The 14,350-nt window shown below is 37.8% G+C and carries 10 protein-coding genes; 8 read left to right on the plus strand and 2 right to left on the minus strand.

The window, feature by feature from the left end; genetic code table 11:
- Positions 1-9: 9 nt before the first annotated feature.
- The 8 genes from KO502_RS15725 to KO502_RS15760 all read left to right on the plus strand — a co-directional run bounded on the left by KO502_RS15725 (position 10) and on the right by KO502_RS15760 (position 12,080).
- On the plus strand, positions 10-2,514 hold the full coding sequence (locus KO502_RS15725) for a class I SAM-dependent DNA methyltransferase (RefSeq protein WP_216023522.1): 2,505 nt from the start codon (positions 10-12) through the stop codon (positions 2,512-2,514).
- Positions 2,511-3,842 (plus strand): restriction endonuclease subunit S, encoded by a 1,332-nt coding sequence (locus tag KO502_RS15730; RefSeq protein WP_216023523.1) that lies wholly within the window; start codon positions 2,511-2,513, stop codon positions 3,840-3,842. The genes KO502_RS15725 and KO502_RS15730 overlap by 4 nt, the downstream gene beginning before the upstream one ends.
- A gap of 16 nt (positions 3,843-3,858) precedes the next feature.
- Positions 3,859-4,434 carry a DarT ssDNA thymidine ADP-ribosyltransferase family protein gene (locus KO502_RS15735; RefSeq protein WP_216023524.1) on the plus strand — a complete coding sequence of 192 codons (576 nt, stop codon included), beginning with the start codon at positions 3,859-3,861 and terminating at the stop codon, positions 4,432-4,434.
- On the plus strand, positions 4,427-5,098 hold the full coding sequence (locus KO502_RS15740) for a DUF4433 domain-containing protein (RefSeq protein WP_354668343.1): 672 nt from the start codon (positions 4,427-4,429) through the stop codon (positions 5,096-5,098). The genes KO502_RS15735 and KO502_RS15740 overlap by 8 nt, the downstream gene beginning before the upstream one ends.
- On the plus strand, positions 5,098-6,162 hold the full coding sequence (locus KO502_RS15745; protein ID WP_216023526.1) for a macro domain-containing protein: 1,065 nt from the start codon (positions 5,098-5,100) through the stop codon (positions 6,160-6,162). The genes KO502_RS15740 and KO502_RS15745 overlap by 1 nt, the downstream gene beginning before the upstream one ends.
- Before the next feature lie 132 nt (positions 6,163-6,294).
- Positions 6,295-8,058, plus strand: a complete 1,764-nt coding sequence (locus KO502_RS15750; RefSeq protein ID WP_216023527.1) for a DUF262 domain-containing protein — start codon at positions 6,295-6,297, stop codon at positions 8,056-8,058.
- A 138-nt stretch (positions 8,059-8,196) separates the two neighbouring features.
- On the plus strand, positions 8,197-11,349 hold the full coding sequence (locus KO502_RS15755) for an HsdR family type I site-specific deoxyribonuclease (protein WP_216023528.1): 3,153 nt from the start codon (positions 8,197-8,199) through the stop codon (positions 11,347-11,349).
- Positions 11,349-12,080 carry a SprT family zinc-dependent metalloprotease gene (locus KO502_RS15760; protein ID WP_216023529.1) on the plus strand — a complete coding sequence of 244 codons (732 nt, stop codon included), beginning with the start codon at positions 11,349-11,351 and terminating at the stop codon, positions 12,078-12,080. The genes KO502_RS15755 and KO502_RS15760 overlap by 1 nt, the downstream gene beginning before the upstream one ends.
- Before the next feature lie 114 nt (positions 12,081-12,194).
- Here the strand turns inward: KO502_RS15760 and KO502_RS15765 are convergent, their stop codons facing one another.
- Entirely contained in the window at positions 12,195-12,545 is a 351-nt protein-coding gene (locus tag KO502_RS15765; RefSeq protein ID WP_216023530.1) for a hypothetical protein, read from the minus strand.
- A 411-nt stretch (positions 12,546-12,956) separates the two neighbouring features.
- Positions 12,957-14,150, minus strand: a complete 1,194-nt coding sequence (locus KO502_RS15770) for an NAD(P)/FAD-dependent oxidoreductase (protein WP_216023531.1) — start codon at positions 14,148-14,150, stop codon at positions 12,957-12,959.
- Between the last annotated feature and the right edge of the window lie 200 nt (positions 14,151-14,350).

Raw genomic sequence — 14,350 nt, forward strand, 5'->3', positions numbered from 1 at the left:
AAATTTCCCATGGCAATTAAAAAAACAGAACTTTATTCATCATTATGGGCTAGCTGTGACGAGCTTCGAGGCGGTATGGATGCCAGCCAATACAAAGACTACGTACTTACCATGTTATTCATGAAGTACGTCAGCGATAAATACAAAGGCGACCCTTACGGCATGATTGTTGTGCCAAATGGCGCAAGCTATGGCGACATGGTTGCCGCCAAAGGCGATAAAGAAATTGGCGATAAAATGAATAAAATTATCGCAGCCCTTGCCGAAGAGAACGACCTTAAAGGCGTAATTGACGTTGCCGACTTCAACGATGAAGACAAGCTTGGTAAAGGCAAAGAAATGATCGACCGCCTCACTAAGCTAGTGGGTATATTTCAAGGGTTAGATTTATCCGCCAACCGCGCTGGCGGCGACGACTTATTAGGCGATGCATACGAATACCTTATGCGTCATTTTGCTACCGAATCCGGTAAATCAAAAGGTCAGTTCTATACACCATCAGAAGTATCACAAATCCTAGCAAAAGTAGTTGGTATTACCAAAGATACACCACAAGACGCTACTGCCTATGATCCAACATCTGGTTCGGGTTCTTTGTTACTAAAAGCCAGTGACGAAGCGCCTCGTGGTTTATCTATTTACGGTCAAGAAATGGATAACGCGACTAGCGCACTTGCTCGTATGAACATGATATTGCATAACAATACCACAGCAAAAATTTTCAAAGGTAATACACTATCAGAGCCGCAATGGAAAGATGCAGATGGTCAACTAAAAACCTTCGATTTTGCCGTAGCCAACCCGCCATTTTCCAACAAAAACTGGACCAGTGGCTTAAACCCTGAGAACGATTTATATAATAGATTTACATGGGGAATTCCACCTGAAAAAAACGGTGATTACACCTTCTTGCTGCACATTATCAAAAGCTTAAAAAGCACAGGTAAAGGTGCGGTGATCTTGCCACACGGGGTGTTATTCCGTGGCAATGCTGAAGCCAACATTCGTGAAAACCTCATCAAACAAGGTTACATCAAAGGTATTATTGGTTTACCTGCTAACCTCTTCTACGGTACGGGTATTCCAGCTTGTATCATCATCATAGACAAAGAACATGCACAAAAGGCTGTGTCTAAGTTTGAAGAAGGTGATGAAAATTTACCAACGGTTACTGGCCGCCCCATCTTTATGATTGATGCCAGCAAAGGCTTTATTAAAGATGGCAATAAAAACCGCCTGCGCAGCCAAGATATTCACAAAATTGTTGATGTATTTAACAAAAGGTTAGAGTTAGATAGATTTAGCCGATTAGTACCACTTGACGAAATAGCCAAGAACTATTTCAATCTCAACATCCCACGTTATATCGACTCATCTGAGCCAGAAGATTTACACGATTTAAGCGCGCACCTGCAAGGCGGTATTCCTAACCGTGATATCGATGCCCTTGAGCATTACTGGCAAGTATTCCCAAGCATTCGAGCTACATTATTCAAGCCTGATCGTGACGGTTACAGTCACGGTATGATTGAAGCCAGTGCGGTTAAAAGCTGCATTCTTGCTCATCAAGAGTTTAAAGACTTTGCTACTCGTAGTTTATTGCCATTCAAACAATGGATACCAGAGGCAAAACTAAAAGACCTCACTTGCAAAGAAAAAGCAGTAGGTGACAACCCAAAAGACTTTATCTTTAATATTTCAGAAAACTTACTTAATAGTTATGCCAATAGCGATCTACTCAGTAAATACGATATTTACCAAATTCTGATGGATTACTGGGCTGAAATAATGCAAGACGATGTCTATGTATTGATGCAAGACGATTGGCAAGCAGGTAACACTCTACGTGAGTTAATTGCTAAAAAGGGAGAGAAACTTAAAGAAACGCCTGATTTAATCATCAATAAGAAAAAGTACAAAGCTGAACTTATTCCACCAAGCTTAATAGTTGCCCGATATTTTTCTGATGAACAAGACAAGATTGATGCGCTACAAGCTAAGCAAGACGAAGCCACACAGTCTCTTGATAATTATATCGAGGAAAATGGTGGTGAAGATGGTTTATTGGTTGAAGCACTTAATGATAAAGACAAAATCACCAAAGCCAGCGTTGCTGCCAGATTAAAGGAAATTAACGTCATTCCCGCGCAGGCGGAAATCCAGGAAGAGCAAAAAGCTCTTAAACAAGCAACCAAATTGTTTAACGCTGAAACAGCCGCTAAAAAAGCAATCAAAGAAGCGCAAGAGGCTTTGGATTTAACCGTATTTAACCAATACCCAAAACTCACTATTGATGACATCAAAACCCTAATTGTTGATGATAAGTGGTTAGCCACATTACAAGCTAATATTGTGGCAGAAATTGAACGTGTTACCCAACAAATGGCTAACCGTGTTAAAGAGCTAGAAGAACGTTACAGCACGCCATTACCAACATTAACAAAGTCTGTTAATGACTTAAGCGATAAAGTCGCAAGCCATTTAAAAGCAATGGGCTTGGAGTGGTCAGTATGAGTGCTTTAATACAAGCAATACCTGAAGGTTTTAAGCAAACAGACGTTGGTGTTATTCCTGTAGATTGGAAAATAAAAAATATAGGCGATTTTGCAACAGTAAGCTCAGGAGGAACTCCTAATCGTAAAGTAGCTGACTATTGGGATGGAGATATACCTTGGGTTACGACCACATTAATTAAAGGTGGTGACATTAGCTATGCCAATGAGTTTATCACGTCAAAAGGGCTAGATAACTCATCTGCCAGAATGTGCAAAGCTGGGTCTATATTGATGGCAATGTACGGACAAGGTAAGACTCGTGGAAAAGCTGGCGTGTTAACTATTAATGCTTCAATTAATCAAGCCTGTGCAGCTATTGAAGTAAACAAAAAAAATGCCCAAGAGTACGTACTTCACACATTAAACTACATGTATAAAGAAATTAGAGAGCTTAGTAATTCTGGTGGGCAAGAAAACTTAAGCTCAGGAATAATAAAAGGTATAAAAATACCTTTACCGTCAGAGTTAGAACAAACAGCCATTGCCAATGCTTTATCCGATGTTGATGCGCTATTAACGGAATTGGAAAACCTAATCGACAAAAAGCAAGCGATTAAAACCGCCACCATGCAACAACTGCTGACAGGCAAAACCCGTTTACCGCAATTTGCAACTTACACAGAAGGCGATGACGAAGGAAAGAGAAAAGGCACAAAACACAGCGAACTAGGTGAAATTCCTGAAGATTGGGATGTTTGTTTAATTGATGATGTTGTTGACTCACTCTCTAGTGGGGGAACTCCATTTAGAGGTAACCCTAGTTTTTATAAGGGAGTAAATAGATGGATAACCAGTGGTGAACTTAAATATGGTGTTATTAATGACACTATTGAAAAGATTAGTGATGATGCTATTAAAAAGTCGAATTTAAAAGTACACCCTGAAGGCACTTTCCTAATGGCTATAACAGGATTAGAAGCTGCTGGAACGAGAGGCTCTTGCGGTATTGTTGGTAAACCAGCAGCCACAAATCAATCATGCATGGCCATTTACCCCAATAAAAAACTAACGAGTAAATTTTTATTTCATTGGTATGTTTATAACGGTGAAGAATTAGCGCTGACGTATTGCCAAGGAACAAAACAGCTTAGCTATACAGCAGGTTTATTGAAAACTCTACCGATTTTATTGCCGCGAGATACAGGTGAACAAAGCGCTATTGCAACCATTCTCTCGGATATGGATAACGAAATTCAAACCCTTGAACAGCGCCTGAAGAAAACCCGCCAAATCAAACAAGGCATGATGCAACAGCTACTCACAGGCCGCACAAGGTTGCCCTATTAAATAAAAGGAATTAATAATGATTAGAGACAGAAGTTTAATATATCACCTCACCGATTTAGAGAATTTAGCATCAATTCTTCAACATGGTTTGAAACCTAGGTGTGAACTTAGCAATGATGAATTTAATGATATTGCTGACGGTGAAATTTTATACTCACGGGCAAATCATAGTTTAGATAATTTTGTACCTTTTCACTTTTTTGCCAAAAATCCTTTTGATTATGGCGTGCAACGTACTCATCCTGATAAAGATTTTTTGCTGGTTACTGTTCATAGAAATTTCGCTAGAATAAGCGGTTTTCGAATTGTTCCTACACATCCTTTAGCTGAAGAGGGTTATCAAATTTTAGATTATGATGCTGGCTTTTCAGCGATTGATTGGGAATTGATGGAAGAAAGAGATTATGATGATAGAGCGTGTAAAGTAGTCTGTATGGCTGAATGTTTATCACCTAAAGCTGTTCCTCCTCATTTCTTTTTTAGTATTTACGTAAAAGATGAGCGGGTAGAAAAGATAGTTAATGCCATGGTGCTTAAATACAATGCTAGCTGTCGTGTAAATATTAATTCTAAAATGTTTGTTGGTGAGTAATTTGTATAACTATAGTCAAACTCTTAACCCACAAAAAGCGCTGATATGGCGTATTGTGCATCGCAATAATGTTCCGTGGATTTTAGATAACGGCTTACATTGCGGCAATAGCTTTTGTGGCAATAGTCAGGCGCAATCACCTAATTGGGAAGCAATAGGTAGTTCGGAACTGATACAGAAACGAGCAACTCATCCAGTGCCTATTTCACCCTTTGGTTCTTTAAATGACTATGTACCGTTTTACTTTACCCCTTTCTCGCCCATGTTACTCAATATTAAGTCGGGGCGAGGTGTTATACAGAGGGCTAACGAAGATATCGTTATTTTGGTATCATCGTTACACAAAGTTGAACAACTGAACTTAGATTTTGTCTATACAGACATGCATGCATACTATCAGTGGGCAAATTTTTACTCTGATTTGAATCACTTGGGCAAAATAGATTGGCCTATTCTACAAACGCGAAATTTTGCTAGGGATCTAAATGACCCTGCCAAGTTTGAACGATACCAAGCAGAAGCACTGATAAAGCAGCATTGTCCGATAAATGCTTTAGTCGGTATAGCTTGTTACAACACGCAAGTTGAACAACAATTAAAACAACATATTCAACAGCGCAATATGAATTTGGACGTTATTGTACGTCCGGGATGGTACTTCTAATGATCACTTATACACAAGGTAATTTACTCGAAGCACAAGTAGATGCACTCGTTAATACCGTGAATACTGTTGGGGTTATGGGGAAAGGCATTGCATTAATGTTCAAAGAGCGCTTTCCTAAAAACATGGCAGAGTATGCTAGCGCTTGTAAAGCTAAACAGGTAAATACTGGCAAAATGTTTGTTACTGAAACAGGCGAATTAATGGGTCCTCAGTGGATTGTTAACTTCCCGACTAAGCAGCATTGGCGTGCAAAATCTCAAATGGAATGGATACAAGATGGTTTAATCGACCTTCGACATTTTTTAGAAGCCAATAATGTTAGCTCTATAGCCATACCACCACTTGGCGCAGGACAAGGTGGGTTGTCTTGGCCTGATGTTAAAGCGGAAATTGAAAAAGCATTATCAAATATTGAAACTACAAACATTATTGTGTTTGAGCCTACCAGTAAATATCAAAATGTGGCTAAAAAAGCAGGCGTTAAAAAACTCACTCCAGCAAGAGCATTAGTTGCAGAATTAGTGAGGCGCTATTGGATTTTGGGCATGGAGTGTAGTTTGTTGGAAATTCAAAAGCTCGCTTGGTTTTTACAAAGAACCATCGAAAATACAGGCTTGAAGAATGAATTAAAACTCAAGTTTGAAGCTAACTATTATGGCCCATATGCCAATAATCTAGAACATTTATTAAATGCGTTAGATGGTAGTTATTTAAAATCTGACAAACGAATTCCTGATTGCGAACCGTTAGATGTGATTTGGTTTAATGAATCAGAGAAACAAAAAGTTTCAACTTATTTGAATACTGAGGCTAAAGAATATTTACCCGCATTAGAAGCAGCAACTGAAGTGATTAATGGTTTTGAATCTCCTTTTGGTCTAGAGCTTTTATCTACAGTCGATTGGCTTGTTACTAAGCAAGGCTGTAATAGAACAGTAGAGTCGATTAAAGAAGGCATAGCCAACTGGCCTGCTGGCGCTAAATGGGCACAGCGAAAGTTAACTTTATTTAGTGATAGAGATATTGGGTTTGCTTTAAACAACTTACAAAGGCTTTCTTGAGTTAACTTGATGGTTACTTAATTAACTAAAGCCATAATACATCGAACTAATACAGAATATTTACTTTAGAAAAATTAGACAATACAAATTCTAACGGAACACTAGTGACAAGGATAATAAGGTTAACTATTGATGAATGATAAGATATTAAAAACTATTGATGAACTATTTACAGAGTATCAATTTACAATTCCTAATTATCAACGCTCTTATGCATGGGAAGAAGCTCAATTAGATCTATTTGTTGAAGACTTACGTCATCAACTAAAAACCCAAACCACTGATGTTAAAAAACCTTACTTTATTGGTACGCTATTATTACACAGTAAATATAATCAATATTCATACCCAGCTGTCGATGTAGTAGACGGACAACAACGCTTAACCACTACTTTAATTTTTATTGCTACCGCGCTAAAAGAACATGCAGAAATTGAAGATTATGAATTTATTCAATCTAACTATATTTGTCATCCAGAACGTGGGCAAAAATTCAAAACGATAGAAAAAGATCGTAACTTATTTAGGTCTACTATTTTAAGTATTGATAGCGTTGATGAAGTACCAGACAGTCAGTCTTCACAAAAACTCATTTTTGCACGTGATTATTTTCGCCAACATGTAAAACTTGATGAGTGGCAGCCAATGATAACTCAGCTACGTGAGGCACAAGTTTTAGCTTATGTAATCGACGATTTATCTACTGCAACTCAAATTTTTGAATTTCAAAATGACCGAGGTAAAAAGCTAACTAACCTAGAAGCAGTGAAAAGCTTTTTAATGCACAATGTACATTTAAACTCAAAAAGCGCCTCTGAAGAGAAACTTGATTCAATTCATAGTCATTTTGAATCTATTTTCCGTGACATTGAAGAACTTTCCACATACCCACGAACACCAGGGGAAGACAGTATACTTTCTTATCACTGTGCAGCATTTCTACCTTGGACTGATAACGAGTACTTACAACCTAAAAAGTTAATTAAAAACCAAATTAATGCTATCGAAGATAAAGGGCCTGAAGCCATTATTAATTGGATTAATAGCTTTATTTCTAACTTAAAGAAAAGTTACAAAAATGTGTTAACTATATATAAAGGTATGGATGAACTTATTGAATTTACTCATTTAGTTATATTAAATCGCCTTGCACCTTTTTGGCCTCTACTGATAAAAACCTATCACGCAGACAACTCAAACAATAAAGTTAAATTTAGAAAAGCATGCCATTTAATGGAGATATTTAGCCTTAAAGCATATGGACTAGCAAACTTACGCTCAAATGCTGGTAATTCTCACTTACTTTGGATAGCAAAAAAATTCGACAGCAGTGACCAGAACTGGGGCTATGAATGGCTATTTGAAGAACTGTCCAATATGAGTAGTTGGTGGGATATTCCCAAGCGTATGAAAGCCAATATACAAAGCCCAAATTTCTATAATAATAGTAAACAATCTGCATTATATATTTTATGGCGTTATGAGAACTATCTGCGCTCTGGCGGTAACAATCAAAATCAATGGTCGAAACTGTCATGGCGAGATATTGTTATACCTAAAAACAATGCAGAAAAACTGAGCCTTGAACACATCGCGGCACAGAATAATGAATTATCAAAACATATAGTAAGCTGGGATGTTGATGATGAAGCTGAATTTAAAGATATAGCCTTGCACAGGCTGGGGAATTTAGTTCTTGATAGTATTTCATCTAACTCATCGAAAAAAGATCATGATTTTAATACAAAATGGCAGAAGCTTTCAGAGAGCTCGACCTATTTGAGCCAAGGTGAACTAAAAAGGTTCATCTCGCCCGAAACTAAGATATGGGATATAGCAGCCATTAAAAATAGGCAAATAACCTTAACCCAGTTTATTGAAAAAGAATGGAACTAAATATATTTGCTTGACCGTTGCTTGACTGGTTCGTCGTTCGGTTCAGTGCAATACTAGTACTATAAATTTAAAGCATTGAAAACAATGCAATTAAAACCCAATCACTTGCTTGATTGAAAGAACTTATAAGGATGTAATATGAGTAATGTCGGTCAATTAGAGCGAAAAACACAAAATCGCGTTGTTAAGTTTTTCAAAGAACAACTTGATTACGACTATTTAGGCGACTGGGAATACCGTAAGGGTAATAGCAATATTGAAACTGATTTGCTTACCAAGTGGCTAAAAAATCGCGATGTCTCAGAAGCACTTATTAAGCGAACATTACGCAAATTAGATGCTGCCGCAGCTCTTGGTGAAGGTAAAAAGCTTTATGATGCAAACAAAGAGGTTTATCGCCTGTTGCGCTATGGCGTGAAAGAAAAAGAAGGCACGGGTGAGCAAAACCAAACAGTATGGCTGATTGATTGGGAGAACCCAGCAGCCAATAACTTTGCCATAGCTCAAGAAGTGACGGTAAAAGGCGAGCTTAAAAAACGCCCTGATATAGTAATTTATGTAAACGGCATTGCGCTTGGCGTAATTGAATTAAAACGCTCGTCAGTGTCGGTAAGTGAAGGCATTCGTCAGAATTTAGATAATCAGAAAAAAGATTTCATTCGTAACTTTTTTACTACAATGCAGTTAGTGATGGCGGGTAACGACACACAAGGTATTCGCTACGGCACCATTGAAACATCAGAGAAATATTATTTAGAGTGGAAAGAGCCTGACGGTTCAGGAAGTTTACCATCATCAGATATAACAACAGATACTTTATTAGATACTCATGTAGCACAGCTTTGTGACAAAGGGCGTTTTTTACAGCTAGTACATGATTATATTGTCTTTGATGCTGGGGTTAAGAAAACCTGCCGCCACAATCAGTTTTTTGGCATTCAAGCTGCGCAAAAGCATGTTAAGTCAAAACAAGATGGCATTATTTGGCATACACAAGGTTCAGGTAAAAGCTTAACTATGGTGTGGTTAGCAAAATGGATTAGAGAGAATATTACTGATTCTCGCGTGCTAATTGTAACTGACAGAACAGAGCTTGATGAACAAATTGAGAAAGTGTTTTCAGGGGTTGATGAAGACATCTATAGAACCAAGAGTGGTCATGACTTAGTTGCTACGTTAAATCAAGCTAACCCTTGGTTATTCTGTTCTTTAGTGCATAAGTTTGGCCGAAATGGTGAAGCGCTAAGTGATAAAGAAAGTGATGAATACGATGAGGAAGCGACTAAAGACTACCTTGAAGCCTTAACTAAAAACTTGCCAAATGACTTTGCAGCAAAAGGTAATTTATTTGTTTTTGTTGATGAGTGTCACCGCACCCAATCAGGCAAGTTACACGAAGCTATGAAAACCATCTTACCAGAAGCTATGTTTGTTGGTTTTACTGGTACGCCACTAATGAAAAAGGATAAGAAAAAATCCTTAGAAGTGTTTGGCCCATATATTCATACTTATAAATTTGATGAAGCTGTCAGCGATGGTGTTGTTCTCGATCTACGATACGAAGCAAGAGATATAGATCAGTATTTAACCTCAGAGAAAAAAGTAGACCAATGGTTTGAGGCTAAGACTAAAGGGCTTTCAAATCTTGCAAAAATGCAACTAAAACAAAAATGGGGCACGATGCAAAAAGTGCTCTCTAGTAAATCTCGTTTAGAACAAATTGTTAGTGACATTTTGATGGATATGGAAATCAAACCAGCGTTAATGTCTGGACGAGGCAACGCTATGTTAGTTTGCGCAAGTGTTCATCAAGCTTGTGTGGTGTATGAGTTATTTAGCAAGACTGATCTTGCTGGTAAGTGTGCCGTGGTTACCAGTTATCAACCCTCAGCCAGTACAATCAAAGGTGAAGAGACAGGTGAAGGATTAACAGAAAAGCTGTTCAAATATGATACTTATCGAAAAATGTTGGCTGACTACTTTGAACAAGCTGAAGACGAAGCTGCTAAACGTGTTGAAGAATTTGAAAAAACAGTTAAAAGACGATTCATCGATGAACCAGGACAAATGCGACTGTTAATTGTGGTTGATAAATTACTAACAGGTTTTGATGCACCTTCTGCTACCTATTTATATATTGATAAGAAAATGGCAGATCATAATCTTTTCCAAGCAATTTGCCGTGTTAACAGGCTTGATGGCGAAGACAAAGATTATGGCTACATCGTAGATTACAAAGATTTATTCCGTTCGTTAGATAAAGCTATCAAAGATTTCACAGCAGAAGCTTTTGATGGTTATGACGAAGAAGATGTTGCTGGTTTATTGAAAGACCGACTAAAAGAGTCTAAAGCTGATTTAGATAATAGCTTGGAAGCTGTTAGAGCTTTATGTGAGCCAGTAAAAGCGCCGAGAGATACTAAAGATTTCATTCGTTATTTTTGTGGTGAGTCGGGTGTAGAACCACAAGACGAAAATGAACGAACTGAAAAAGAAGCATTGCGCTTAACCTTATATCAAACTGTTGCCAAACTTATTCGCGCTTACATAAATGTTGCAAATGAAATGGAACAGGCAGGTTATACGCTGGCTGAATCAGAAAACATTAAAAAAGAAGTGTCTTATTATGAAAAAGTAAGAGATGAGGTAAAACTTGCCAGCGGTGACTTGTTAGAAATGAAACGTTTTGAACCTGCTATGCGTCATTTACTGGATATGTATATTCGCGCTGATGATAGTGAATTACTAATGGATTTCGAGGAACTTGGTTTAATTGATTTAGTGGTAAACAACAATGGCAAAGGGCTTGAGTCTTTACCTGAAAGCCTTAGGGAAGATGAAGATGCTATGGCAGAAGCCATTGAAAACAACGTTAGAAAAACAATTGTTGATGAAAACCCAGTAAACCCTAAATACTTCGACAGTATGGCAACGTTACTTGATGCCATTATTAAGCAGCGCAAAGAGCAAGCGATAAGTTATCAAGAATATCTAGAACAGATTAAAGCCTTAGCCAAGAAAGTTGTTAACCCTACTGGCAATAAAGGGCATAACTATCCCGACACTGTTGATACATTTGCGAAACAAGCTATTTACGATAACTTTGGTAACGATGAAGTGCTGACCACTAAAATTGACTCTGCTGTTAGGTATACAAAAAAAGCTGAATGGCTTGGTGATAGATTTAAAGAACGTGAAATAGCCAATGCGATAAGAGAAGAAACCACTAGTTATGAAGTGGATATTGTTGAAGTAATGGATTTGGTTAAAGCGCAAAAGGAATATCATTAGTGCCTAAAGCTGATAAAGATATCGCTCGAATTGGTGAGATTGATGTAGAAGTCAACCGAAGAGATATTAAGAATATCCACCTTAGCGTGTTACCCCCAAATGGACGGGTTAGATTATCTGTGCCTACCAAAACAAGTGAGCAAGCTATACGGCTTGCTATCGTCAATAAACTTGCATGGATTAAAAAGCAGCAAGCCGATTTTGCTGGGCAAGAACGTCAATCTGTGCGTGAAATGGTTAATGGGGAATGTCATTATTTATGGGGTCGTAAATACCGTTTAAAGGTCACTGATGCAAAAGGTAAGTATGTTGTTCAAGCAAAAGTAAATGGTAAATTAGAGCTAGCTGTAGCTGAAAGTACTTCAATAGATAATAAACTCAAACTACTCAACCGCTTTTACCGCGATGAAATGCAGCACTCACTAGTGAAGTTATTACCTGCTTGGCAAAAGAAATTAGGGATTGAAGCTAATTCACTCAACACTAAAAAAATGAAAACCAAATGGGGAAGTTGCAACATTCAAGTAAAACGCATTTGGCTTAACCTTGAACTCGCCAAAAAGCCTCCTGAATGTATGGAGTACATCCTTGTCCATGAGTTGATTCACCTACTAGAACGCCATCATAACCAACGCTTTCGATCATTAATGGATAAACACATGCCCAATTGGCGAGAACGCAGAGATTTGCTTAATAGCCTGCCTCTGGCGTATGAAGATTGGAGTTATTAACCAAAACCAAAATGAAACAAACTATTCCACTTTCTCAGTTATTAATAGATTGTCTCATTTTTTTAATAACAGGGTACAACTTGTGTAGTGACAATAAAGCTTGCCCACTTCAACTCAACTAAACGTTTGATAGTGTGGGTCTTGAAACCATTTAACTTTATGCTTTCTAAGCTCAAAAGCATTAATGATTTTTTCAGTGATTGGTTTATTGAAAATAGTTTTATCTAAATAAATATAAAACTGATTCTTGAGGCTGTTATAAATAACTCGACCTCTTGGATAGATTTGATATTCAGTACCCTGCAAGCGTTGAGCGAATTTTAAATAAATGTGATTAGTTTCCCACTCTTCGATATGGGTAAAAGTCGAATCTATTAGCCCAAGTTCATCTTGTTGTAGCTTGTTTATTTGCTTAGTTTTAAAAATAAGCGTGTCGTTGACATACCAAAATATTCCTACCACCATTGCCAAAATCCTCATTTTTAAGGGTCTAAAATTGCTTCAACTGAGTCCTAACTGTTTTAGAACCCTTTTTCCTTTAGAGGTCTTGTAAAACTATTAACGATACCCTACTTTAAATAGCTTATAAGGTGTCGAATCACTTACAGAATTAACATACCAATAGTTATACTCAAATATAACGAATACATAAAAGCATGAGGTTTTAGCTGTTTCAATATTAAAAACAGATATCAACCTAGAAAGTTTTACTTTTCCCCTCCCAATTTTAATTTCATTATATTAAACAAAATTTTTCATTTTTGGCCTCATTTAACCACGGTATTTAGCAGTTAGTTATACGTAAAACGAGATGTAAACCAAAATCACTGTCTTCTCTACAATTTCAATTGTCTTCGTTTTAATTCCATCAATTAACTAAACCGCTTGCCCACAGGCAAAACCACTGGCCCAGCAGAATTGAAAGTTGTACCCGCCGAGCCAGCCGGTTACGTCAATCACTTCGCCTATGAAGAATAAACCCGGTTGTTTTTTGCTTTCAAAGGTTTTGCTGGAAAGCTCATCGGTATTGACTCCTCCAAGAGTAACTTCGGCTGTTCTGTAGCCCTCAGTTCCGTTAGGACTTATTTTCCAAGCGTGTAAGTACTCACCTAACACGTTAATTTCTGGATGATTAAGTTGCTTAACGGGTTTGTCGGCGATCACGCCTTCTTTAACTAATACGTCAACAAAGCGTTTAGGTAATATTGTTGAAAGAAGATTTTTAACGGATTTTTCGCCCTGCTCTTTTTGCCATTGGTTTAGTGTTTCAGTGAGGTTATGCTCTGGCAGTAAGTTGATAGTTACTGCCTGCCCTGCGCGCCAAAATGAGGATATTTGTAATATCGCGGGGCCTGATAAGCCGCGGTGGGTAAAGAGAATGTTTTCTTTAAACTTAGTGCCGTCTTCACTGGTGACTTCAGTAAATAAGCTAATTCCTGATAAACCGTCGAAACGTTGCTTGTCGTGATCATGCAAGGTAAAAGGCACTAACGCTGCTAACGTTTCAAGTACGTTTAAATCAAATTGTTCGGCAATTTTATAGCCTATCGGTGTAGCACCAAGTTTTGGCATGGTTAAACCGCCCGAGGCAACCACTAGCGATTTACATTGGTAACTTTGTTCGGTGGTTTTCACTACAAAGCCTTGCTCGGTATCAGCTGGTTTTTCGACTGAAAGTACTTCTGAGCGCAAGTTAACTTGTACGCCTGCCCATTCACATTCGGTCATCAAAATATCAACAAGGTCTTGGGCGCTGTTATCACAAAATAATTGACCGAGTGTTTTATGATGATATTGCAAACCGTGGCGGTCTACCAAGTCAATAAAGTCTTGTGAGCTGTAACGACTTAATGCTGATTTTACAAAATGTGGGTTTTGGCAAAGGTAGTTTTCGGGTGTGGCATTTTCATTGGTGAAATTACTGCGTCCGCCGCCGCTAATTAATATTTTTCGGGCGGGCTTTTTTCCCATATCGACCACAACAACGCTTTTACCGCGATACCCTGCTTGTGCTGCGCACATTAAACCTGCTGCGCCTGCGCCAATTATTAATACGTCTGTTGTGATCACGGTTGCACCTTAAATATAAATTTTTTGGTAAAATTTTTTTAATAAGCTTCTTTAAAAAATATGGATGAATTTGACATTACGCTTAATTATAAACATTATGCAAATAGACCGTATATAAAAAGCTTAAATACAGCATTTATTAGTGACAAAAATCGTAAATACCAATAAAATAATACCAATTCCGATAATTTTCTGGTCTA

It is taken from the genome of Colwellia sp. E2M01 (assembly GCF_018860585.1).
GTDB lineage: Bacteria > Pseudomonadota > Gammaproteobacteria > Enterobacterales > Alteromonadaceae > Colwellia.